This window comes from Arsenophonus sp. (assembly GCA_031446085.1).
In the GTDB taxonomy this organism is placed as follows: domain Bacteria; phylum Pseudomonadota; class Gammaproteobacteria; order Enterobacterales; family Enterobacteriaceae.
In genome coordinates this window covers 272,068-295,038 of sequence record CP132901.1, presented here as the reverse complement: position 1 = coordinate 295,038, position 22,971 = coordinate 272,068, and the positions used below count along the sequence as shown (strand labels likewise).

Genomic DNA, 22,971 nt, shown 5'->3' with positions numbered 1-22,971 from the left:
ATTTTTTTTTATTAAAAATAATAATAGTATATTTTTATACTTTTAAACAGTAAGGTAATAGAAAATTGAATAATTTTTTTGAATTATATTTCCATTTTTTTTTATATATAAAAATATTATTTATTGGTAATATCGGCATTAACGAATTAGTAATTATTACTTCATTTGCATAAAGTAAAATATTAGGTTTTGTTTTTACATAAAAAAGTTTATATTTTTTATTATTAGATAAAATTTCTATAATATGTTCTCTCATAACACCTGCAACACCAGAAATATTAACATATGGTGTATATACATTTTTTCCTTTTCTCCAAAATATGTTGCCTGAACAACATCCGATTAAATGACCATATGTATTTATTGTAATGACTTCATCTATTTTTTTATTTTCAATATCTTTTTTTATTAAAATTTGTTCTAATCTATTAAGGTGTTTGATCTCGGAAAGATGTTTATTGGCATTTATTAAAATATTACTAACTGCTAAATTTATTCCTTTTTTTTGTTGATCTAAATAAAAAAAAGGATATTTATTTAAAATAATAATAACAATAACTTTATTATTATTTTTAAAACTATACCCTATATTATTTTTTTTCCATGATCTAGTAATTATAACTTTAATTACACCCAATTTATTTTTATTTAGATTTGCTATTTTATTAATATCTATAATAATTTTTTGCCAATTCGGTTCTGGTAGATATAACTTTTTTACTCCATTTTGCAATCTACAAATATGCTTTAATAATAAAGCAGGTTTTTTTTTTACAACTCTAATTGTTGTAAAACATCCATCTCCAAAATGGATTGCTCTATTTTTTATGGAAATAAAATTATTAATTTTACCGTCAATAAAACATATCATTAATATATCTTAGCTATAATTTTAAAATGTATATTTTTTATTGATAATTATTTTAATAAAGGTAGAGTATCTCTCTACCTTTATTTTATTTGTACAAAAAATATAAATCTTTTAAAAAATTAAGATTTATTATCTTTTTTTATATTTTTATTAATATAATCAATCGCAGATTGTACTGTAGTGATTTTTTCTGCTTCTTCATCAGGAATTTCAATATTAAATTCTTCTTCTAATGCCATTACTAATTCAACAGTATCAAGAGAATCTGCTCCTAAATCCTCAACAAATGAAGCATTATTTCCAACTTCCTCTTTTGCAACGCCTAACTGTTCAGAAGTTATTTTTTTAACACGTTCTTCAATGGTACTCATACTATTATATTCCTATTAAAACTCATATTCATAATATTTTTATTATATAGATGAAGAAAAATAATCAAAGATTTTTATAAATATTTAAAATATAAATTAATTAATTTTAATTTTTTTTAAATGTTGCATTCATTTTAAATCATATACATACCGCCATTAACATGTAAATTAATACCTGTAATATAAGATGCTTGGTCAGAAGCTAAAAAAATTACAGAGTTTGCAACATCTTTTGTTTTTCCTAATCGTTTCATAGGAATTTTTTCTAATATTTTTTCTTTTTTGTTTTTTAACAAAGATATACTCATATCAGTTTCTATAAATCCTGGAGAAACAACATTTACAGTAATTCCTCTTGAAGCGACTTCTATTGCAAGAGATTTACTAAATCCAATTATTCCGGCTTTAGAAGCAGAATAATTTGTTTGACCTATATTTCCAGTCATACCAATCACTGAACCTATAGATATAATTCGACCATAACGTTTTTTTATCATTGAATGTATAATGTTTTTTGATATAGTAAAAATTGAATTTAAATTAATATCAATAACTTTATTCCAATCTTCTTTTTTCATTCTAATTATTAAATTGTCAGATATAATTCCTATATTATTAATTAATATATCAATATTTCCAAATTCCTGATGAATTTTATATAATATATCTTCAATTGATTGATGATTTGTTACATTTAGAAGATATCCTTTCCCATTATTTTGAAGATATTGATTAATAATTTCTACATTTTTTTTATTAGTAGCTGTTGCTGCAACTTTTGCTCCATATTTAACAAATAATTTTGCAATAGATTTACCAATTCCTCTACTAGCACCAGTAACTAACACTTTTTTTCCATTAAAGTTCATAACTATTATTCTCAATGAGTAATTGATGCAATTTTTAATGAGTTAATATCATTAATTGCAATAACATTAATTTTATTATTAATACGTTTTGTTAATTTTGTTAGTATTTTTCCAGGTCCAATTTCAATAAAATTTGAAATTTTACGTTTTGATAAAAATTGAATTATTTCTACCCAACGAACCGGACTATACATTTGTCTAACTAATGCATTTTTTATCTTATTAATACAAAATTCTATCTTGACGTCTACATTATTAACTATAGGTATTTTAGGATTGTGAAATTTTATTTTTTTTAATGCTTTTTCTAATTTTTTAGCAGCTGGTTTCATTAACATACAATGAGAAGGAACGCTGATAGATAATGGAATAATATACTTTGCTCCAGCATATTTACATAATAAAGCTGCTTTTTCTACATCTTTTTTATTTCCTGCAATTACTATTTGATTAGGTGCATTAAAATTAGCTGGGGATACTGTTTTATTTTTTGAAATGTCGTAGCATATTTTTGATACTGATTCATTATCTAATCCAATTATAGCATACATTCCTCCCTTCCCTTTTGGAAAAACTTTTTGCATAAGCTTGCCACGTAATTCAACTAATTTAATTGCTTCTTGAAAATCAAGAACTCCAGAACAAACTAATGCAGAATATTCACCTAAACTATGTCCAGCCATAAATTGAGGCATTTTTCCATTAATTTCTTGCCATATTCGAAATATTGAAACAGATGTCGATAAAACAATAGGTTGAGTTTTAGATGTTTTGTTTAATTCTGTTTCTGAAGCATTTTGTAAAAAATTCCATAAGTCATATCCTAAAATGTCTGAAGATTCTAAAAATGTTTTTTTAATAATAACAAATTTTTTAGCTAAATCTCCTAACATTCCAGACGATTGTGAACCTTGTCCTGGAAAAATCATTGCAAAGTTAGCCATTATATTTATTCCTATTTTATTTAAAATCGTATTAATGCAGAACCCCAAGTAAATCCACCACCAAAAGCTTCAAGTAATATCATATTTCCTCTTTTAATTCTTCCATCTCGAACTGCCTCATCAAATGCAGTTGGTATAGAGGCAGCTGATGTATTTCCATGTTTATCTAGAGTAATAATAACTTTATCCATCGGCATAGAAAGTTTTTTTGCAGTAGCTGTGATTATTCTTAAATTAGCTTGATGTGGTATAAACCAATCTAATTCTGATTTATCTAATTCATTTTTTTTTAAAGTTTCATCTACTATTTTAGCTAGTTTTGTTACTGCTATTTTGAATACTTCATTTCCTACCATTACAATATATGTTGGTTTTGATAATGTACTATGTTCTTGATGTTTTAAGGTTAATAAATTTCCATAATTACCATTAGCATACAAATGTGTTGATAAAATTCCAGGTTTTTCAGATGATCCAACCACAATAGCTCCAGCAGCATCTCCAAATAATATAAGAGTACTTCTATCATTAGGATCTAACATTTTTGATAGAACATCTGATCCTATTACTAGTGCTTTTTTTGCCATTTTTGTTTTAATAAATTGATCACTGATACTTAATGCATATGTAAAACCAGCACATGCTGCTGCTACGTCAAAAGCGGCACAGCTTTTAATACCTAACTTTTGTTGAATTTGACAAGCTGCACTAGGAAATGCATGTGTTGCTGAAGTTGTTGCAACAATTAACAAATCTATTTCTTCTACTTTAATTTCAGCCATTAATAATGCTTCATGTGCTGCTCTCGCACCCATTGTAAATACGTTTTCTTCTTTTGTTGCTATTCTTCTTTCTTTTATACCTGTACGACTTATAATCCATTCATTTGAAGTATTTACCATTTTTTCTAAATCAGCATTAGTACGAATTTTAACAGGCAAATAACTTCCAGTACCTAAGATTTTTGTATACATTCTAATTTTTTTACTCTTAAGTAGAGTCAGACATGTAATTTTAATTGGATTTTTTAAATTTTTTTAGAATATTTTTTGAACTTAAATTAAAAAATTTTATATGAATATTTTTTAATTTAATTTGCTAATATTTATTTCTAATACAATTTAATTATTAATTTTAAGTTTGATGTTATTAAATAACAAAAATACTTTTAAAATATTTTATTATGATTTTACAATTAATTTAATATTCATATATATATATGAATATTAATATTTATTAATACTTAATTTATTTTTCTATGATTTTACGTCCTCTATAAAAACCATTTTTTGTTAAATTATGACGTAAATGTTTTTCACCAGAATGTTTATCTATTGATAAAGTAGTAATTTTTAAGGATTGATGTGCTCTTTTCATTCCTCTTTTTGATCTACTATTTTTATTTTTTTGTACTGCCATAAAAAGATTATCCTTTATTTAAAATATATTTATATTAACATACTGTTATTTTTTGAGTTTTCTGTTTTTTATATTTTATAATAAAAACTGTATTTTTAAATATTTAATGTAAATATTAATTTTTATTAATACTTATTAATATTATAACAAAAAAATTATTATTCGCTAATAATAATTTTTTAAATTATTTAATTTTTATAATTTATTAATTTTTTTAATAGTAGTATTAGATTTTTATCCAATGGAGCAAAAAATTTTTTATTTTCCATTGTTCTAGGATGTTTAATAGTAATAGAATAAGAATGTAAAAATAATCTATTTAATCCAAGATTAAATATTTCTTTATTAAATTTATGGTCACCATAACGTTTATCAAGTACAATTGGATGTTTTGCATATTGAGTATGTATTCTAATTTGATGCGTTCTGCCAGTAATTGGATATGCATTGATTAGTGTTGTATTGAAAAAATACTTTTTTACAGAAAAAAAAGTAATTGATTTTTTTTTATAATAATTTATAAAATTTTTATTTTTTATTTTTTTATAAATTGATTTTGATAAAGAAATATTTATTTTTTTTAAATTAGCATTCCAATGTCCTTTAACTAAAACAATATATTCTTTTTTTATTCTGTTTAAAAATAATTGTTTTTGTAATTCTTTTAAAGTAAATCTATTTTTAGCAATTAATAAAATACCTGAAGTTTCTTTGTCTAATCTATGTACTAATTCTAAAAATTGTAAATTTTGAAATCTTAATTTCAATATTTCAATAATACCAAAATCTATTTTACTTCCACTGTGCACTGAAATACCTGATGGTTTATTTAAAACTATTAAATCTTGATCTTCATAAACAATATTTTGTATTAAAAAATTAGATATTTTTCTTAATTTTAAAGGTTTTTTTTTTTAAAAGATGTTTGAATAGATGGTAAAGTAATAATATCGTTTGTATTAATTTTATTTTTTGGTTGAACTTTTTTATGGTTAATTCTAATTTTTCCTCTTCGAATAAGATTGTAAATTCTACTTTTAGGTACTTTTTTAAATTGAGTGAACAAAAAATTATCAATTCTTTGTTCATGGTTGTTTTGATTGATAGTAATAAATTTTATTGAATTATATTTTGTCATGCTATAAATTATTGCTCATTTAAAGTAAATTGAGCTCTTTTAATAAAACAATGTTTAGACTTAATTAAATTTGTTTCTTATTGATCTATATATTATATTATCACATATAATAATAAATTTTTGTTTATTATAAATAATATTTTTGACTTAAATTAGAAATTTAATATCTTTTAACAAAGATATTACAAAATATATAATTATTTATTATAGGGGAATAATTTTGAAAAAAAATATTTATTTTTTTTAATTACAAAGAGTATATTTCAATGAAAAGAATGTTAATTAATGTTACTAAAGAAGAAGAATTACGAGTAGCGCTCGTTGATGGAAAAAAACTTTATGACTTAGATATTGAAAATTTTAGACATGAACAAAAAAAATCAAATATTTATAAGGGGAAGATTACAAGGATAGAATCTAGTCTAGAAGCTGCTTTTGTAGATTATGGATCAGAGAAACATGGATTTTTACCTATAAAAGAAATTTCTTCTGAATATTTTCCAAATAATTATTCATATAATAACAGACCTAATATTAAAAATATTTTAAAAGAAGGACAGGAAATACTAATTCAAATAAATAAAGAAGAACGAGGGCAAAAAGGAGCAGCATTAACTACATTTATTACATTGGCTGGTACATATTTAGTATTAATGCCAAATAATCCTCGTGTTGGAGGTATATCAAGAAGGATTGAAGGAGAAGATAGAATTGAATTAAAAGAAGCTTTATCATCATTACAGGTTCCAAATGGAATGGGTTTAATTATACGTACTGCTGGATTAGGAAAAACTAAAGAAACATTGCAGCAAGATTTAAAATATAGATTAAATCATTGGGAAGCTATAAAGAAAGCTTCAAAAAATAGAACAGCACCTTTTTTGATACATCAAGAAAGTAACGTGATTACTAGGGCTTTTCGTGATTATTTACGTCCAGATATTGAAGAAATTTTAATTGATAATTATAAAATTGTAACAATGGCTAAATATCATGTAAATTCTATTGGTCAAAAAAATTTTTTTAAAAAAATTAAATATTATACTGGTAGTACTCCATTATTTAGTTATTATCAAATTGAATCTCAGATTGAATCAATATTTCAAAGAGAAGTGCGATTACCTTCTGGTGGTGTATTAGTTATTGATAGTACTGAAGCTTTAACTTCTATTGATATTAATTCTTCGCGATCTACAAAAGGAATAGATATTGAAGAAACAGCATTTAATACAAATTTAGAAGCTGTAACTGAAATTGCACGTCAATTACGTCTACGTGATTTAGGTGGATTAATAGTAATAGATTTTATTGATATGCATTTCATAAAACATCAAAGAGAAATAGAAAATAAACTTAGAGAAATCACAAGACAAGATCGAGCACGTATTCAGATTACTAAAATTTCAAGATTTGGTTTATTGGAACTATCACGTCAAAGATTAAGTTCATCATTAGGTGAATCGATTTGTCATATTTGTCCAAGGTGCAATGGAATTGGAAGAATTCGCAATAATGAATCTCTTTCTTTATCTATTTTGAGATTAATTAAAGAGGAATTTTTAAAAGAAAATACACATGCAATACATGTTATTGTGCCAACTAAAATTGCTATCTATTTACTTAATGAAAAAAGAAAATCAATAAATGAAATTGAGTCTTTAAAAGACAATATACAAATAATAGTAGTTGCAAATGATAAGATGCAAACTCCTCATTTTCATATATTACGTATTAAAAAAGGAGAAGTAATATCGACTTTTAGTTATTATCTTGCAAAATATCATGAAAATAGGATAAAAAAAACTATAGAAAAAAAAAATAATGAAAATAAAATTCGAGAAAAACCAATATTATCTAATTTTTTATTTCATTCACAAAAAAGAAAAAAAAATATTTTTTCTATATTAAGTTTTCAAAAAATTAAAAATATTGTAAATAAAAAAATATTAATTTTTAAAAAAATAAAAAAGAAAATTATTTTAATATTTCAAAAAATATTATCAAATAATAAAAAAAGTTCTATTTTAAACAGTTTTTATATTTTTTTAAAAAATGTTTACTTTATATTTCAATTAAAATTAATATTTTTTTTAAAAAAAATATTTGTTTTTAAAACACGATTTCCTATAAAAAATAAAATTAATTTTTTTAAAAAAAAGAAAAATCAGATAAAAAATAAAAAAATAATAAATTACAAAAAAGAAAAAAATGAAGATGCTTGTTTTTCTAAAAAGAAAAAAATTGATAATAAAAAAAATATAAAATTATTATTAAATAATAAAAAAGTTAATCCTTATTTTTTTTTAGAAAAAAATAGTTTTAAAAAGAAAAAAATTGATAATAAAAAAAATAAAAATAATATTATTGATTACAAAAGAAAAGAATATTTTAAAAAAAATATTAGAAATAGTAACAATTTTACAAAAACGCAAAATGTATCTCAACGTTTTAGAAAATCTTCAAGATATTTAAAAGATAATTATAAAAAAAAACAAACTTTTATTGGACAGAAAAATAAAATTAAAATAGTTTTATAGCATTTTATTTTTGATAAAGAGATTTAAATCCTTTTGGTCTTGTTTTAAATCTTCTATGTAGCCACATATATTGTTCTGGAGCTTTCATAATTTCTTTTTCAATTAATTTATTCATAAATTTTGCTATTGAAATATCATTTTCTTGAGGATATTTGATGATAGGAGGTTGTATTAATAATTCATAACCTTTTGCTTTGTTTAATCTTCTTGGAGTAAATGGAATTATAATAGGATTAGCTAATTTAGTTAATATATATGTTCCTTTTGTGGTTGCTGTATTTGTAATTGCAAAAAATGGAACAAAAACACTTTTTTTTGGTCCATAATCATGATCGGGTGCATACCATAACATTTCTCCATTTTTTAAATTTTTAATCATACTTTTTACATGTTTTCTATCGATCATGCATTTATTAGAACGTAATCTACCCCAGGTTTGTAGTTTATTAATTAATGGATTATTGTGTGGTCTAAAAACGCCTACTCCTGGATTTAATATTCCTAAAATACGTGCTCCTAATTCAAGTGTTAAAAAATGTATACCAATTAAAATAATACCTTTTCTTGTTTTTTTTATATTTAAAATATTTTTATATCCTTTAATTTTAAACCAATTTTTAATTCTTTTATCGGACCAAAACCAAGCCATTCCAGTCTCTAATAATCCCATTCCAATAGATTCTAAATTTTTTTTAATAATCTTTTTCCTTTTTTTAAAAGTCATATTTGGAAAACATAATTCTAAATTTCTTTTTATTATTTTGAATCTTTTTTTTAAAAAAAATTTAGACAATCTTCCTAATTTTATTCCAATCCAATATATTATTGGATACGGCAATAACACAAGTAAATAAATAATTCCAGTTGTTAACCATATTATCCAGTATTTTGGATGAAAATACGTCAATTTTAAAAAAGACATTTCTTGAATAAGAATATATTGTTATTTTTAATAAAATTATTTATATATAAATATAGTTTATAACTAAAAACATTAAAAATAAAAAAGAAATTTCATTTTCTCATTATTATATAAAATAGTCAATAATTCATTTTAATTTTAAAATAATATTTTTTTTAAAAATTTTTTATTATGATTGTTTTAGTAAAATCTTTTTTTAAATAAAATGCTATTGGTGAATTTTTAAAAATAAAACCGTTTTGGTTAATGGACATTGTTTGATTTTTTTTGTAAAAACTTTTAACTTTAATTTCTAATATTTTACTATAATAACTATTTAATTGTTCTAATCTTCCAAAAACAATAATATCCATTAATATTTCCCAATCTTTTTGAATACAATTCTCTTCTTTTTTAGAAGGTTTCCATAAAAAAGAATTAATAATTTTTCTTTCTTTTAAAGGAATTTTTTTGTCTTCTTCTATTAATATCCATAAAACATGTGATAGTTTATAACGAATATAAGACTGAAACCAATTAAAATTATTACTATTAATATATGACAATGAACACACAAAGGTATTTTGTGATGGTTTTCCATAACGATTTATTGGGATAGTTTTTAATTCAATACCTAAATGAGGAAAATCAATGTTTGATTGATGAATCAAATTAACTCCAAAAAAATTGTCAAATAATTGACCTATCCATCCTTTTTTTTTTTTTAAATTATATGGAATAGGAATTTTTAAACGTTTTGCAAGATCTCCCAAAGATAAACCAATAATTTGATTGATTTTAGATAATAAAATAGTTTTATTTTTTAAAAAATTGCACATTTTAAATAGTAAATTATTTTTTTATTTAAATTATTAAATATTTCTTAAAAAAACTATTTAGGTAATAAACCTAGTTGAATAAAATATGTTGTAGTTGGTATTAAAAAGAAATTTATTGATATTAAACCGACTATACTAATTACTATGGTATATGGTAAAGACATATACATCATTTTTTTATAAGATAGATTTAATATTTTTGCAAAAGGTGAAGTAAGTAAATATAAAAATGCAGCTTGACCATTAGGAGTTGCTATAGAAGGTAGATTTGTACCTGTATTAATTGCAACTACTAAATATTCATATTGTTTTTTTGTAATTAAGTTTAAATTAAATGAATTTAAAGCTTCTCTTATATATATAGCACCAACAAAAACGTTATCTGAAATTGTTGAAAGCAATCCATTAAATAAATATACAAATAATATTTGTGATTTTTCAGTTTTCTCTAAAATAAATGATATAAATTCTTTAAAAAGTTGTTGGTCAATAATAATTGACATAACGGCAAAAAAAGTAATTAATAATCCTGTAAATGGTAATATTTCTTGACAAGATTTTTTTAAAACATTTTTTTCATCTAATCCACAAAATACAGTCATTAAAATAATAATTGATAATCCAATTAAACCAACTTCGGCTAAATGGAAAACTAATGTTATTATAAGTAATATTGTGACAAATACTTGAATAAGTAATTCAAAGTTATTATTAATTTTTTTATTAATAGAATTATATTCTTTAAAAAAATTTTTTATATCTTCATTTAGTTCAATTCCATATCCAAATAATTTATATTTTTCCAATAAATAACAAAGTAATATAGATGAAAATAATACTGGAAAAGTTACAGGAAGCATATGTAAAAAAAATTGATTAAAATTCCATTGAACAGATTTTGCTATAATTAAGTTTTGAGGTTCTCCAACAATAGTCATTACTCCACCTAAAGCTGTCCCTATTACTGCATGCATTATTAAATTACGTAAAAATTTAGAAAATATTTTTGATTTAAATTCCATTTTTTTAAATATTTTAGTATCTTGATTATTTGTAATTATATTTTTAACATTATTATAATTATTTAATGTATAATTTTGATAAAGATTATAAAAACTAAAAGAAATACTAATTAATATAGCAATCACCGTTAAAGCATCTAAAAATGCTGAAAGCAATGCTGTTCCTAAACAAAAGAATAGAGATAATATACGTTTAGAATTTATTGAGAGAAAGAACTTTGTAAAAATATATAATAATAGTGGTTTTAAAAAATGAATTGATGATACCATAAATATTAGTAATAAAATAACTTCTGTATATTGATGAATAATGTTGCTAATGTTTTCCGTTTTTGTCATACCTATGATTACAGATTCTATTATTAGCAATCCACCAGATTGCAACGGATAACATTTTAAAGCCATAGCTAAAGTAAATATGAATTCTATCATTAATAACCATCCTCCTAGTTTTTTATCTATTAATAAAAAACAAATAGGATTGATTATTAAAAATATAATTATAGTTAATTTATACCACTTAGGTGTATTTCCTAGAAATTTTTCTATAAAAATAGATTTTTTTCTGGTTATATTCACATTCATAAGTATTCCTTTTTTTATTTATTTTTTAGAATAATTAGAAATGATATTATCATATTACTTACATATTTTCTAATTAGAGATAATTGATGTATAAAAGAAGGGATAATATTTGTTGAATAAATTGATCATTTTAATTTAAAAAAATAAAATTTGAATCTGAAGTACATGTTTACTTAAAAAATTATAGTTTTTATATATTAAAAATTATAATTTTTTGATATATCTTTATTTATTAATAACTTTTTTTATTTTTTACTAATATATTCGATTAAATCTAGGATTTTATTAGAATAACCTGTTTCATTGTCATACCAAGAAATCAATTTTATTAAATTTTTATTTAATATTTGACTTGCTTTCATATCAATAATAGAAGTTGTTGTTTCTCCATTGAAGTCAGATGAAACAACTTCATCTGTAGTATAATTTAATATTCCTTTTAAGAATGAATTAGAAGCTTTTTTAACATGAAAAAAAAGTTCTTCATAATTTATGTTTTTTTTTAATCTGATTGTTAAATCAAGTAGTGAAACATTAGATATTGGAACTCTAAATGATATGCCTTTTAATTTATTTTTTAGTTCCGGTAATATTTTTTCAATAGAATAAATTGCACCGGTAGATGAAGGTATAATGTTTTGATAGGCACTTCTACCAAATCGCCAATTTTTTTTAGTAGTTCCATCTACTGTTTTTTGTGTTGATGTTACTGCATGTATTGTACTCATAAATCCTTCAATTATTCCAAAATTTTCATGAATAATTTTAGCAATTGGTGCTAAACAATAAGTAGTACATGAAGCATTAGATATTATTTTTTCATTATTATATTTTTTATGATTAATTCCCATAACAAATATAGGGACATCGTTAGAGATAGGGGGTGCAGTTAAAATTACTTTTTTAGCACCAGATTTTATATGCTGAAAAGATTTTTTATAATCTAAGAATAATCCAGTTGCTTCAATAACTATATCAACATCAAATTGATTCCAATTTATATTTTTTGGATATTTTTCTGAGATACAATAAATTTTTTTTTTATTTACTATAATATAGTTATCTTCAATTTTAACAGAATTTGAAAAAACTCCATGAGTTGAATCATATTTCATCATATACCCTATATAATGAAAATCTGAAATATCATTTATAGCAACAATTGATATATTTTTTCTTTTTTGAGCAGCACGGAAAATTGTTTTTCCGATACGGCCAAATCCATTAATACCAATTTTTATAGACATTAAATTACCATTTAAGTGAATGTTATTTTTCGAAAAATAATGTTAGATAAATCTGTAAAACAAATATATAACTTATAACTAATATAAGTATGAAATTTTTATATTTAATATACCATATAAAAATATGATTTCAAGTTACTAAAACGGAATTTCTTCATCTTCATTAAAGTTTAAAATATCTTCTTCAATTTTGTTAGATTTACTGTCTTTTTTTTCTATTTGATAATTAAAATTCTGATTCATTTCGAGATTGTCTTGTTTAGATTCTATTTTTTTCCCTAACATTTGTAATGTTCCATTCATATTAACAATAATTTCTGTTACATAACGGTCTTGACCATTTTGGTCTTGCCATTTTCTAGTTTGTAATGATCCTTCAATATATATTTGAGATCCTTTATGCAAATATTCTCTTGCAATTTCTGCCAATTTACCAAAAATAACGACACGATGCCATTCAGTTTTTTCTTTTATTACATTATTCTTTTTATCTTTCCATGTTTCTGAAGTAGCTAATGTGATATTAGCCACTGCTCCTCCATTTGGCATATATCTTATATCTGGATTTTGTCCCAAGTTTCCAATTAATATAACTTTATTAATTCCTCTATTGGCCATAATTAGCTTATCTCCGTTGTTATAAAGTATTTTTATTTAACTATCAATACATGTTTTTAAATTTATTCACTCATGGAATTATTATTCCAATACAAATTTAGATTATTCTATCATGTTATGATATTTAGTCCAAAATGTTATATTTTTTTATATAATGGTAGCATGATCAAACTAATGGTGATTTGGAATATTTTATTATTTTGGCTAACTGTTTTAAATAAATATCAAAAATAGTTATATTTTATTACCAATATTTATTTATATTTGACATGAATACATAGTGTATATTATATAAATGATAAAGAGTAGCATAAAAATAAACTTATTTTATTAAAATTTTTTTTGTGTTTTTTTCCACTTTTAATTATGTATTTAAAATACATTTCATTTTAAATGAAATATAAAAATATTTAAGTGAATTCAGATTTTTTTTTAAAAAACATCTTATAATTTTTTATATTTTTTTTTTAAACTTATAAACTTTAGGATTATTATGAACTACAAAAGTTCAATTGAAATTCGTCAAATGTTTTTTGATTTTTTTAAAATGAAAAAACATAAAATATTACCAAGTAGTTCATTAGTATTAAAAAATGATCCTACATTATTATTTACCAATGCTGGAATGAATCAATTTAAAGATTTTTTTTTAGTACCAAGTAGTAGTAAATATTCAAGAGTTGTTACAATTCAAAAATGTCTTAGAGTAGGTGGAAAAGATAATGATTTAGATAAAGTAGGATATACTAATTATCATCATACTTTTTTTGAAATGTTAGGAAATTTTAGTTTTGGTGACTATTTTAAAAGAGATGCTATAAGATATGCTTGGGAATTATTAACAAGTAAAGAATGGTTTAATTTAGAAGTAAAAAAAATATGGGTTACAATTCATTATGAAGATAATGAAACATATAATATCTGGATTAAAGATATAGGTATTGATAAATCTCATATTATTAAGAAAAAAAATTATTCAAAATCATCTATTTCTGATAATTTTTGGAAAATGGGTGATACTGGTCCATGTGGTCCTTGTACTGAAATTTTTTATAATATTCAAGAAAATTTATCTCATTCTTGTATCAATCAATTAGATATTGATGATCGTGATAGATTCATTGAAATTTGGAATATTGTTTTTATTGAATTTAATCGTCAATTGGATGGTAGTTTATTAAAATTAAAAAAACCTTCTATAGATACTGGAATGGGATTAGAACGTATTTCAGCAATATTACAAAATGTAGATTCTAGTTATGAAACTGATATATTTAGAGAATTGCTATTATGTATAGCAAAAACCTTAAATTATAACGATATAAGACATAGATCATTAAAAGTTCTTTCAGACCATATTAGATCTGTATCTTTATTAATTGATGATGGTATATTGCCTTCTAATTCTGGAAGAGGATATGTGTTACGTCGTATTATTAGACGTGCAATTCGTCATGGATATATGTTAGGCATAAAAGAAATATTTTTTTATAGATTAGTTGACCCTTTTATTAAAGTAGTAGGAAATATATTTCAAACTTTAAATGAGAAAAATGTTTTTATTAGAAATATTATTAAAAATGAAGAAAAAAAATTTAATTTAACGTTATCAAATGGAATGAAAATATTAATTAAAGAATTGGAAAAAGTGAAAGATAATATTTTATCTGGAAAAATAATATTTAATTTATATGATACGTATGGTTTTCCATTTGATTTATCTTTTGAAATTTGTAAAGAAAGAAATATTAGAATTAGTAAATCAGATTTTCTGTTAGCCATGCAGAATCAGAAAAATCAAAGTAAACAATCTAATATCAGATTTTCATCTTATCAAAAATTAATAAATTTGAATTATAATACTGTTTTTAAAGGTTATAATAGTTTTAAATTAAAAAGTATTGTAATATGCATTATAAATCATAATAATAAAATTGTTGATATTTTAAATAAAAACGAATCAGGTATTATTATAATAGATCAAACTCCATTTTATATGGAATCTGGAGGGCAAATTGGTGATACCGGATTATTATATAATGATCAATCTAAATTTTTAGTTTCTAATACTCAGAAATATGGAAAAACAATATTACATTTTGGTAAGTTGATTTTTGGAAAAATAAAGAAAAATGATGTGATAAAAGCAGAAATAGATTTTTATAGAAGACAAGCAATATCTATTAATCATTCTGCTACACATTTGTTACATGCAACTTTGCTTTACATGTTTGGAAAACACATTTTACAAAAAGGATCATTTATAAATGAAAATTATTTTCGTTTTGATTTTACGCATTTTAAAAATATTACAAATATGGATTTAGATAAAATTGAAAATATAGTGAATTTAGAAATTCAGAAAAATTATCCGATTTGTAGCAAAATTATATCTATAGATAAAGCAAAGAAGAGCGGTGCAATTGGATTAGTAGATAAAGAATATGAAGAAAAAGTGCGCGTTGTTGATATGGGAAATAAGTTTTCTTTAGAATTATGTGGAGGTACACATGTAGAACGTACTGGTGATATAGGATTTTTTCATATAAAAAGAAAAGAAAATATTGGATCAGGTATATATAGAATTGAAGGTATTACAGGGAATACAGCTGTTAATTATGTTCTTGAAAAATTAAGTCTATTAAATAGTATTAAAAAAGAAATAAATGTTAACGATGAAAAATTATTAAAAAAAATAAAAGATATTTTGAATAAAAATTATAATTTTGAAAAAAAAATAAATAAATATAAAAAAAATAGAGTAGATAAAAAGGTTATGGATCTTATTAAAAAAAATAAATGTATTAATAATGTTAATATATTGGTACAGTCTTTAAAAAATTTTGAACAAAAAGAATTGTATTTAATAATTCGTAAATTAAAAGAGCAATTAAGAATTTCTATTATTGTTTTATTTAGTATTAGAGAGAAAAATTTTTTTGTCATTTCCAGTGTTAGTAAAAAAATAATAAATAAAATTAGTTCGAATGAAATTATTTTATTTATTAATAAAAAAATACATATTAAAGGAGGAGGGAATGTTGAAATAGCACAAGCTAGAGGAGATAAAATAAAAAATTTATCTATAATTTTGACCTCTATTGAAAAATGGATTAATCTAAAAATTATTTAATGAATTAAATAATTTTTTTCATTATGTTATCTTATTTAAGATAAAAAAATAATTCTTCTTTTCAACAAAATCTCACTACTTTATAATTTCAAGGAGCAAAGAATGCTTATTCTGACTCGTCGAGTTGGTGAAACACTTATAATAAACGATAACATCACAGTTACAGTTTTAGGTATTAAAGGAAATCAGGTACGTCTTGGTGTTAATGCACCTAAAAATATTTCTGTACATCGCGAAGAAATTTATCAACGTATTCAGCAGGCTAACAAAATATTGTAATCAATAAATAATTTTTCTTAAATTATTTTAATTTAAAAATAAAATATTAATTTTTTTTAAATAAAAAACTATAATAGTTTTTTATTTAACTTTTTATTCAAAGATAAAAAGAATTAAATAAAATATAGATTTTTTATATTTAAAAATAAAATTTTTAAGATATTCATTGTATTTTATAATTAAAATTATAGTTTTATTTTAAATAAAACTATTTTAGTTTTTTATTAAAAATAATATAATTATTCTAGTTTGTATCTGATAATATTTAAAATATAATAATATTTATTAAAATTAAATTTAATGGTGATGTGGCCGAGTGGTTGAAGGCGCTCCCCTGCTAAGGGAGTATGTAGTTGAACTACATCGAGGGTTCGAATCCCTCTTTCACCGAATTGATATATTTTTTTTGCATCCATAGCTCAGTTGGATAGAGTACTCGGCTACGAACCGAGCGGTCGGAGGTTCGAATCCTCCTGGATGCGTAAAAAATTTTATTTTTAAATATTTTATTATTTATTTAAAAATAAAATTTTTTATTGGTAAATAAAAAAATGATAGATGCATTTTTATTAAAAATAGTTGTATGTCCTATTTGTCTTGGAAAATTATTTTATGATTCTAAAAATGTAGAATTTATTTGTAAAAATGATCATCTCGCATATCCAATACGTAACAATATTCCAGTATTATTAAAAGAAGAAGCAAGGAAGATATCTTTAGATGAATAAAAATTTTTTTGTCGTTATACCTGCAAGATTATCATCTGTCAGGTTTCCAAAAAAAGTTTTATATAGTATTTTTGGAAAACCTATGATTATTAGAGTATTAGAAAATGCATTGAAATCTAATGCTAAAAAAGTAATAGTTGCTACTGATAATAAAAAAATTAGAGATATAATATTACGACGAACAGAAAAAAATATTCTAGTATGTATGACATGTAATACACATCAATCAGGAACTGAAAGAATTTCTGAAGTTATTAATAAATATAACTTACATCATGAGGATGTAATAGTAAATGTTCAAGCTGATGAGCCTTTTATTTCTTCAAATATTATTAATAAAGTAGCAAATAGTATTTTTTTAAAAAAAACTAATATAAGTACTGTAGCTTGTAATATTCATAAAAAAGAAGATTTGTTAAATCCATCTATAGTAAAAGTTATTTTAAATAAAAAAAATTATGCATTATATTTTTCTAGAGCACCTATACCTTTTAAATATAGTTCAATAAATAGTGAAATTTTAATCGAAAAAGAAAAAAAACATTACTTTCATCATATAGGTATTTATGCATATCGTGTTTTTTCTATTTTAAATTATATTAAATGGGGAGAAAGTCCAATAGAAAAAATTGAAATGTTAGAACAACTTAGGTATCTCTGGAATGAAGAAAAAATTTACGTATTATTAATAAATAACCATAGAATTTTTTCAATAAATGAAATTAAAGATATTGAAAAAACAAAAAATTTTTCTAATACTTATAGATAGTTTTTTTTAAGAACTATTTTTCTTCTTCTTTTTTATCCAAAATAACAATATTAAATTTGTAATTAATTTCTGAATGTAATTTTAATATTATTTCGTACTTTCCAGTATTTTTAAAAATTCCGTTTTTTAGATATATTTCATTCTTAGAAATTAAAATATTTTTTTTGTAAAATTCTTTAATTATATCTTTTTTTCCTATTGATCCAAATAGTCGACCCTGTAAACCTGATTTTGCATAAATTATAATATTTTTTATATTTTTTATTTTTTTTAAACGATTTTGAGCATCTTCAAATATTTTTTTTTCTTTTTTTTCTATTTCATTTCTTTTTTCTTTAAAAAAAGAAATATTTTCTTTAGTTGCAATTAAAGCTTTTTCTTTAGGTATTAAATAATTTCTGGCATATCCTGATTTTACAAAAGCTATTTCTCCGATATTGCCTAATTTTTCAATTTTTTTAAGTAGAATAACTTTCATTTTTATTTCCAAAAATATTTTATTTTTTTATTGATGATTATCTGTATATGGTAATAAAGATAAATATCTTGCACGTTTGATTGCTATAGACAATTGACGTTGATATTTTGAAGAAGTTCCTGTAATTCGACTTGGAACAATTTTCCCATTTTCATTAATATAACTTTTTAGAATATTAATATCTTTATAATCGATTTCTTTAATTTTTTCTGAAGTAAAACGACAAAATTTACGTTTTCGAATATAACGAATCATATCAATATTATCCTATTAGTAAAAAAACAGTTATTTTTTATTTAAAATTTATAAAATTTCTTTTTAATAGATCAAATTTAAGATATTAAATCAATATTTAAAATTTAAAATCGATATTTTTATTATGTATTTAATTTTTTCTGTTCAGAAACAATCAAATTTTTTTCTTTATTTTTTAACATCGGCGATTCAATTGTAATAGAGTTTTTAACTTTTAATATTAAACTTCGAATAATAGCATCGTTAAAACGAATTTTCTTTTCAAGATCTGCAACAGTACTTTTTTTTGCTTTAATATTCATTAAAAAATAATGAGCTTTATGTAATTTATTAATTGTATAAGCTAATTGACGACGTCCCCAATTTTCAGATCTATATATTTTCCCATTTTCATTGATAATAAATTCCGTATAACTATTGATAATACTAGTAACTTTTTCGCTATATTCGGGATGGATCATGAAAATAATTTCATAATAAAACATTATTAGTATACCTTTTAACTTAAAGTAATAAAAGATTTTTTATAAAAAAAATAAATCATTAATTAATAATATTACTTGTTTTAATAAAAATTTTACCAAATTAAATAATAATTGTATAGATTGAAAATTAAAAAAATGTTGTTTAACTATCTTAGTTTGATATTATTATTTCTAATAATTTTAAAACTTGACTATTTATATCAAAATTTTTAAATAATTATTTTTAATTGTAAAAATTATTTTCAAATGAATTAAATATATTTAATTAAATATTTTTTATTTTTATTAAAAAGTTTCTTGTTTTTAATATTCTAAATATTTATAATCTGATTGTAAATTATTTCTTTATAAATTTAAATTTTATTTTTATAAAATGCGTAAAAAAAAATCAGTTTTTTGAGGTTCTAATATTAAAGTTCATTAGTGATTAAATGAAAATATTAATTTTTAAGTAAAAGTAAAATTAAATGTTTCTATTTTAAAATAAAATAAAAATTTGTATAATGTTGAAAAATACTTTTTTAAAGTTTAGTTTTTGGAATAAATTCTATTTATTGATGTTTTTTATAATCAATTTAATTTTTTGGTAGTTTATATCAAATTAAATATGTAAAAAAAATGAAAATTAAGAACAGATTTAAAAAATGAAAATGATTAAAACGGTTTCTATATTAAAAGTACTTAATGGAAATATAAAAATAGGTAGTAATATTATTATTAAAGGTTGGGTTAGAACTAAAAGAGTCTCGAAAAAAGGATTTTTATTTTTGATGATATATGATGGTTCTTGTTTAACACCATTACAAGTTATTGTACATAATTTTTTAAAGAATTATAAAGAAATATCGTTGCTAACGACTCATTGTACTGTTGAAGTAATTGGTAAAATTTGTAAATCTAAAGGAAAAAAACAAAATGTAGAGATAGTAGCAAATGAGGTTGTTGTAATCGGAAAAATAGAAAATCCAGAATCTTATCCAATATCTTCAAAACAGCACACTATAGAATATTTACGTGAAGTTGCTCATCTTCGTCCTAGAACTAATATTATAGGTGCGATTTCTAGAATTAGAAATACTATAGCATACGCTATACATTCTTTTTTTAATAAGGAAGGATATATTTGGATTTCTACTCCTATTATAACATCTTTAGATACAGAAGGAAGTAGTGCAATGTTTGAAATCATTTCTAATAAAAATTCAGAAAATAATAATCAAATTAATTCAAGTAATTTTAAATCAGAACATGATTCTTTTTTTAAAAAAAAGGTATTTTTAACAGTATCTGGTCAATTACATGCAGAATCTTATGCATGTGCTTTAAAAAAAGTTTATACTTTTGGTCCTACTTTTAGAGCAGAAAATTCAAATACTAATCGTCATTTAGCAGAATTTTGGATGGTAGAACCAGAATTAGCTTTTGGAAGATTAAATGATATTGCAATTTTATCAGAAAAAATGTTAAAATACATAGTCAGTATCGTTTTAAATGAAAGGAATGACGATTTATTTTTTTTGTCGAAAAAAATAGATAATTTAATATTAAATAGACTTGAAAAATTTATTAGTAATGATTTTGTTCAATTGGATTATCGTGATGCTATAAAAATATTAAAGAAATCAAAAGATGAATTTAAAAGATCAGTTCTTTATGGCATAGATTTGAATACAGAACATGAACGATATTTAGTTGAAAAATATTTCAAAAATACAGTGATTATAAAAAATCATCCAAAAAATATAAAAGCTTTTTACATGCGTTTAAATGATGATAATAAGACTGTATCGTCAATGGATGTTTTAATATCTGGCGTAGGAGAAATTATTGGAGGCTCTGAAAGAGAAGAGCGTTATAATTTTTTATGTTTAAGAATGAAAGAAAATAAAATAAATCTAAATAAATATTCTTGGTATACAGATTTACGTCGTTATGGAACTGTACCTCATGCAGGGTTTGGATTGGGATTTGAACGATTGATAAGTTATGTAACGGGAATAAAAAATATTCGTGAAGCTATACCATTCCCACGAGCAGTAGGAAACTTAAATTATTAGAAAATTTTTATCAAGTGGTTTATAAAAAATATTTAAATTATATTTAGTATGACGAATTTTTTTTCTATAAAAAAATTATGTAAAAAAAGATTATTTAAACTTAATCAATAAGTTAACTTTATCAGATTTTTAACTTAATAAAAAATTTTGATATTAAATCAACAAGAAGTGTATTTATTGAACTATAGATTTGTTTTATAAAACAAATAATATAAAACAATAATGAGGAAAACATAATGAAGCGGAACGTTCTTGTAATAATGATTACAGCTTTATTTGTTACCACAGTAAATTCAGCTGAAATCTATAATCAAGATGGAAATCAATTGGATTTTTATGGGAAAATGAAAGCAAGACATCATTTTACGAAAAAAGATAGTCATGAACGAGGTGACAATTCTAACTTTACTTTAGGAATAAAAGGAAATGTTTATATATCAGATGAATTTCGTGGTTATGGACATTTTGCTTTGAATACTAATACAAATACTACAGAAGATGAAAGTATACATAAAAACAAATTAGCGTATATTGGATTTAGTTCACCTAATTATGGATCTATTGATTATGGTCGTAATTATGGAGTATTACGTGATATTAGTGTATGGACCAATATATCGCCGTTATTTAATTTAGGATATATTCGTCAATCTGACAGTTATATGGTTGGACTTAATCGTAATTTATTAACTTATCGTACAGCTGATTTTTTTGGATTAGTTGATGGATTAAATTTTGCTTTGCAATATCAAGGAAAAAATAAAAATAATAATTCAGGTAGTAAAGATATTTTAAAAAATAATGGAAGTGGATGGGGTTTATCAGTTCAATATGATGTTGGTGATAGTGGCGTAACATTAGGTCTAGGATATATTAGATCCAATACGATTATTCCATTAAATTTAAGCCAAGAAATGTATGAAAGTACTTACAGTGATCATCCTCAAGGTTGGAATTTAGGTGTAAAATATAAGTTTAATAATTTATATACAGCTGCTATTTACGGTGAACATTTTAGATTAAGTAGAATTGTGGGAGATTTTGATCGAATTGAATCTGATATAGACAATATTGGTAACAAAACTGAAAATTTAGAGTTAGTTGCTCAATATTCATTTGATGATTTAGGGTTAAAACCTTCTATATCTTATATTGAATCTACAAAAAAAGATAATGGAAATGTATTATCTAGACAAAAATTACTTAAATATATTTCATTAGGAACGTATTATAATTTTAATAAAAATTTAGTTGCAGTTGTTGATTATAAAATGAATTTAATAAATAACAATGAATTTACTCAAACACATAACATTGGTACTGATAGTGTATTTGGTGTAGGTTTAATATATCAGTTTTAGTTTTTAATATTGTAATTTTTTAAAATAATAAAAGCAGCGATTTATCGCTGCTTTTATTATGATAT

The 22,971-nt window shown here is 22.1% G+C and carries 23 protein-coding genes and 2 tRNA genes; 9 read left to right on the top strand and 16 right to left on the bottom strand.

Features of this window, described 5'->3' with window-relative positions:
- Window positions 1–34 precede the first annotated feature (34 nt).
- The 8 genes from pabC to RA161_01370 form a co-directional block, all read right to left on the bottom strand.
- Window positions 35–871 carry an aminodeoxychorismate lyase gene (gene pabC, locus RA161_01405; GenBank protein WMY97708.1) on the bottom strand — a complete coding sequence of 279 codons (837 nt, stop codon included), beginning with the start codon at window positions 869–871 and terminating at the stop codon, window positions 35–37.
- Between the two features lie 119 nt (window positions 872–990).
- On the bottom strand, window positions 991–1,242 hold the full coding sequence (gene acpP, locus RA161_01400; protein WMY97707.1) for an acyl carrier protein: 252 nt from the start codon (window positions 1,240–1,242) through the stop codon (window positions 991–993).
- A 134-nt stretch (window positions 1,243–1,376) separates the two neighbouring features.
- On the bottom strand, window positions 1,377–2,111 hold the full coding sequence (gene fabG, locus RA161_01395; protein ID WMY97706.1) for a 3-oxoacyl-[acyl-carrier-protein] reductase: 735 nt from the start codon (window positions 2,109–2,111) through the stop codon (window positions 1,377–1,379).
- Between the two features lie 11 nt (window positions 2,112–2,122).
- The gene (fabD, locus tag RA161_01390) at window positions 2,123–3,055 is read right to left on the bottom strand and encodes an ACP S-malonyltransferase (protein ID WMY97705.1); all 933 of its coding nucleotides are present in this window, start codon (window positions 3,053–3,055) and stop codon (window positions 2,123–2,125) included.
- A gap of 20 nt (window positions 3,056–3,075) precedes the next feature.
- Entirely contained in the window at window positions 3,076–4,029 is a 954-nt protein-coding gene (locus RA161_01385) for a beta-ketoacyl-ACP synthase III (GenBank protein ID WMY97704.1), read from the bottom strand.
- 274 nt (window positions 4,030–4,303) lie between these two features.
- The gene (gene rpmF / locus RA161_01380) at window positions 4,304–4,474 is read right to left on the bottom strand and encodes a 50S ribosomal protein L32 (protein ID WMY97703.1); all 171 of its coding nucleotides are present in this window, start codon (window positions 4,472–4,474) and stop codon (window positions 4,304–4,306) included.
- A gap of 188 nt (window positions 4,475–4,662) precedes the next feature.
- A complete protein-coding gene (locus RA161_01375) occupies window positions 4,663–5,283 on the bottom strand; it encodes a pseudouridine synthase (protein WMY97702.1) in 621 nt (206 codons plus the stop codon).
- An 89-nt stretch (window positions 5,284–5,372) separates the two neighbouring features.
- Window positions 5,373–5,612 (bottom strand): S4 domain-containing protein, encoded by a 240-nt coding sequence (locus tag RA161_01370; GenBank protein ID WMY97701.1) that lies wholly within the window; start codon window positions 5,610–5,612, stop codon window positions 5,373–5,375.
- A gap of 266 nt (window positions 5,613–5,878) precedes the next feature.
- Between RA161_01370 and rne the strand changes: the two genes are divergently transcribed.
- Window positions 5,879–8,149, top strand: a complete 2,271-nt coding sequence (rne, locus tag RA161_01365; GenBank protein ID WMY97700.1) for a ribonuclease E — start codon at window positions 5,879–5,881, stop codon at window positions 8,147–8,149.
- A 4-nt stretch (window positions 8,150–8,153) separates the two neighbouring features.
- Here rne and lpxL read toward each other — a convergent pair whose 3' ends face one another.
- From lpxL to ssb, 5 genes are all read right to left on the bottom strand, one after another.
- Window positions 8,154–9,071, bottom strand: coding sequence for an LpxL/LpxP family Kdo(2)-lipid IV(A) lauroyl/palmitoleoyl acyltransferase (gene lpxL / locus RA161_01360; protein WMY97699.1), 918 nt, complete (start codon window positions 9,069–9,071; stop codon window positions 8,154–8,156).
- Between the two features lie 155 nt (window positions 9,072–9,226).
- Window positions 9,227–9,889, bottom strand: a complete 663-nt coding sequence (locus RA161_01355) for a MutH/Sau3AI family endonuclease (protein WMY97698.1) — start codon at window positions 9,887–9,889, stop codon at window positions 9,227–9,229.
- Between the two features lie 53 nt (window positions 9,890–9,942).
- On the bottom strand, window positions 9,943–11,496 hold the full coding sequence (gene nhaB, locus RA161_01350) for a sodium/proton antiporter NhaB (GenBank protein WMY97697.1): 1,554 nt from the start codon (window positions 11,494–11,496) through the stop codon (window positions 9,943–9,945).
- A 245-nt stretch (window positions 11,497–11,741) separates the two neighbouring features.
- The gene (gene gap, locus RA161_01345) at window positions 11,742–12,743 is read right to left on the bottom strand and encodes a type I glyceraldehyde-3-phosphate dehydrogenase (protein WMY97696.1); all 1,002 of its coding nucleotides are present in this window, start codon (window positions 12,741–12,743) and stop codon (window positions 11,742–11,744) included.
- Window positions 12,744–12,881: 138 nt separating this feature from the next.
- Complete coding sequence (gene ssb / locus RA161_01340) at window positions 12,882–13,361, bottom strand: single-stranded DNA-binding protein (GenBank protein WMY97695.1); 480 nt, start codon at window positions 13,359–13,361, stop codon at window positions 12,882–12,884.
- Window positions 13,362–13,854: 493 nt separating this feature from the next.
- Here ssb and alaS point away from each other — a divergent pair, with 493 nt between their 5' ends.
- The 6 genes from alaS to kdsB all read left to right on the top strand — a co-directional run bounded on the left by alaS (window position 13,855) and on the right by kdsB (window position 18,270).
- Complete coding sequence (gene alaS, locus RA161_01335; protein WMY97694.1) at window positions 13,855–16,494, top strand: alanine--tRNA ligase; 2,640 nt, start codon at window positions 13,855–13,857, stop codon at window positions 16,492–16,494.
- A 102-nt stretch (window positions 16,495–16,596) separates the two neighbouring features.
- Entirely contained in the window at window positions 16,597–16,773 is a 177-nt protein-coding gene (gene csrA / locus RA161_01330) for a carbon storage regulator CsrA (GenBank protein WMY97693.1), read from the top strand.
- A 302-nt stretch (window positions 16,774–17,075) separates the two neighbouring features.
- Window positions 17,076–17,163 (top strand) — tRNA-Ser (locus tag RA161_01325).
- An 18-nt stretch (window positions 17,164–17,181) separates the two neighbouring features.
- A tRNA-Arg gene (locus tag RA161_01320) sits at window positions 17,182–17,255 on the top strand.
- A gap of 72 nt (window positions 17,256–17,327) precedes the next feature.
- Window positions 17,328–17,501 carry a Trm112 family protein gene (locus RA161_01315; protein ID WMY97752.1) on the top strand — a complete coding sequence of 58 codons (174 nt, stop codon included), beginning with the start codon at window positions 17,328–17,330 and terminating at the stop codon, window positions 17,499–17,501.
- Window positions 17,494–18,270, top strand: coding sequence for a 3-deoxy-manno-octulosonate cytidylyltransferase (gene kdsB, locus RA161_01310; protein ID WMY97692.1), 777 nt, complete (start codon window positions 17,494–17,496; stop codon window positions 18,268–18,270). Before RA161_01315 ends, kdsB begins: the two co-directional genes overlap by 8 nt.
- A 13-nt stretch (window positions 18,271–18,283) precedes the next feature.
- Here kdsB and rplI read toward each other — a convergent pair whose 3' ends face one another.
- The 3 genes from rplI to rpsF all read right to left on the bottom strand — a co-directional run bounded on the left by rplI (window position 18,284) and on the right by rpsF (window position 19,464).
- A complete protein-coding gene (rplI, locus tag RA161_01305; protein WMY97691.1) occupies window positions 18,284–18,748 on the bottom strand; it encodes a 50S ribosomal protein L9 in 465 nt (154 codons plus the stop codon).
- Window positions 18,749–18,775: 27 nt separating this feature from the next.
- Window positions 18,776–19,003 (bottom strand): 30S ribosomal protein S18, encoded by a 228-nt coding sequence (gene rpsR / locus RA161_01300; GenBank protein WMY97690.1) that lies wholly within the window; start codon window positions 19,001–19,003, stop codon window positions 18,776–18,778.
- Window positions 19,004–19,125: 122 nt separating this feature from the next.
- Window positions 19,126–19,464, bottom strand: a complete 339-nt coding sequence (gene rpsF, locus RA161_01295; protein WMY97689.1) for a 30S ribosomal protein S6 — start codon at window positions 19,462–19,464, stop codon at window positions 19,126–19,128.
- A gap of 674 nt (window positions 19,465–20,138) precedes the next feature.
- Between rpsF and asnS the strand changes: the two genes are divergently transcribed.
- Both asnS and RA161_01285 read left to right on the top strand, forming a co-directional pair.
- Window positions 20,139–21,545: an asparagine--tRNA ligase gene (asnS, locus tag RA161_01290; protein WMY97751.1), complete on the top strand. Its 1,407-nt coding sequence runs from the start codon at window positions 20,139–20,141 to the stop codon at window positions 21,543–21,545.
- Between the two features lie 236 nt (window positions 21,546–21,781).
- The gene (locus RA161_01285) at window positions 21,782–22,906 is read left to right on the top strand and encodes a porin (GenBank protein WMY97688.1); all 1,125 of its coding nucleotides are present in this window, start codon (window positions 21,782–21,784) and stop codon (window positions 22,904–22,906) included.
- Window positions 22,907–22,971 lie beyond the last annotated feature (65 nt).

Coding starts and splice junctions, on each gene's coding strand:
- lpxL (WMY97699.1), bottom strand. CDS start 9,071: ATGTCTTTTTTAAAATTGACGTATTTTCATCCAAAATACTGGATAATA.
- fabD (WMY97705.1), bottom strand. CDS start 3,055: ATGGCTAACTTTGCAATGATTTTTCCAGGACAAGGTTCACAATCGTCT.
- rpsF (WMY97689.1), bottom strand. CDS start 19,464: ATGATCCATCCCGAATATAGCGAAAAAGTTACTAGTATTATCAATAGT.
- acpP (WMY97707.1), bottom strand. CDS start 1,242: ATGAGTACCATTGAAGAACGTGTTAAAAAAATAACTTCTGAACAGTTA.
- alaS (WMY97694.1), top strand. CDS start 13,855: ATGAACTACAAAAGTTCAATTGAAATTCGTCAAATGTTTTTTGATTTT.
- rne (WMY97700.1), top strand. CDS start 5,879: ATGAAAAGAATGTTAATTAATGTTACTAAAGAAGAAGAATTACGAGTA.
- csrA (WMY97693.1), top strand. CDS start 16,597: ATGCTTATTCTGACTCGTCGAGTTGGTGAAACACTTATAATAAACGAT.
- gap (WMY97696.1), bottom strand. CDS start 12,743: ATGTCTATAAAAATTGGTATTAATGGATTTGGCCGTATCGGAAAAACA.
- kdsB (WMY97692.1), top strand. CDS start 17,494: ATGAATAAAAATTTTTTTGTCGTTATACCTGCAAGATTATCATCTGTC.
- RA161_01285 (WMY97688.1), top strand. CDS start 21,782: ATGAAGCGGAACGTTCTTGTAATAATGATTACAGCTTTATTTGTTACC.
- asnS (WMY97751.1), top strand. CDS start 20,139: ATGATTAAAACGGTTTCTATATTAAAAGTACTTAATGGAAATATAAAA.
- RA161_01355 (WMY97698.1), bottom strand. CDS start 9,889: ATGTGCAATTTTTTAAAAAATAAAACTATTTTATTATCTAAAATCAAT.
- rpmF (WMY97703.1), bottom strand. CDS start 4,474: ATGGCAGTACAAAAAAATAAAAATAGTAGATCAAAAAGAGGAATGAAA.
- fabG (WMY97706.1), bottom strand. CDS start 2,111: ATGAACTTTAATGGAAAAAAAGTGTTAGTTACTGGTGCTAGTAGAGGA.
- RA161_01370 (WMY97701.1), bottom strand. CDS start 5,612: ATGACAAAATATAATTCAATAAAATTTATTACTATCAATCAAAACAAC.
- rpsR (WMY97690.1), bottom strand. CDS start 19,003: ATGATTCGTTATATTCGAAAACGTAAATTTTGTCGTTTTACTTCAGAA.
- nhaB (WMY97697.1), bottom strand. CDS start 11,496: ATGAATGTGAATATAACCAGAAAAAAATCTATTTTTATAGAAAAATTT.
- rplI (WMY97691.1), bottom strand. CDS start 18,748: ATGAAAGTTATTCTACTTAAAAAAATTGAAAAATTAGGCAATATCGGA.
- RA161_01385 (WMY97704.1), bottom strand. CDS start 4,029: ATGTATACAAAAATCTTAGGTACTGGAAGTTATTTGCCTGTTAAAATT.
- pabC (WMY97708.1), bottom strand. CDS start 871: ATGATATGTTTTATTGACGGTAAAATTAATAATTTTATTTCCATAAAA.
- ssb (WMY97695.1), bottom strand. CDS start 13,361: ATGGCCAATAGAGGAATTAATAAAGTTATATTAATTGGAAACTTGGGA.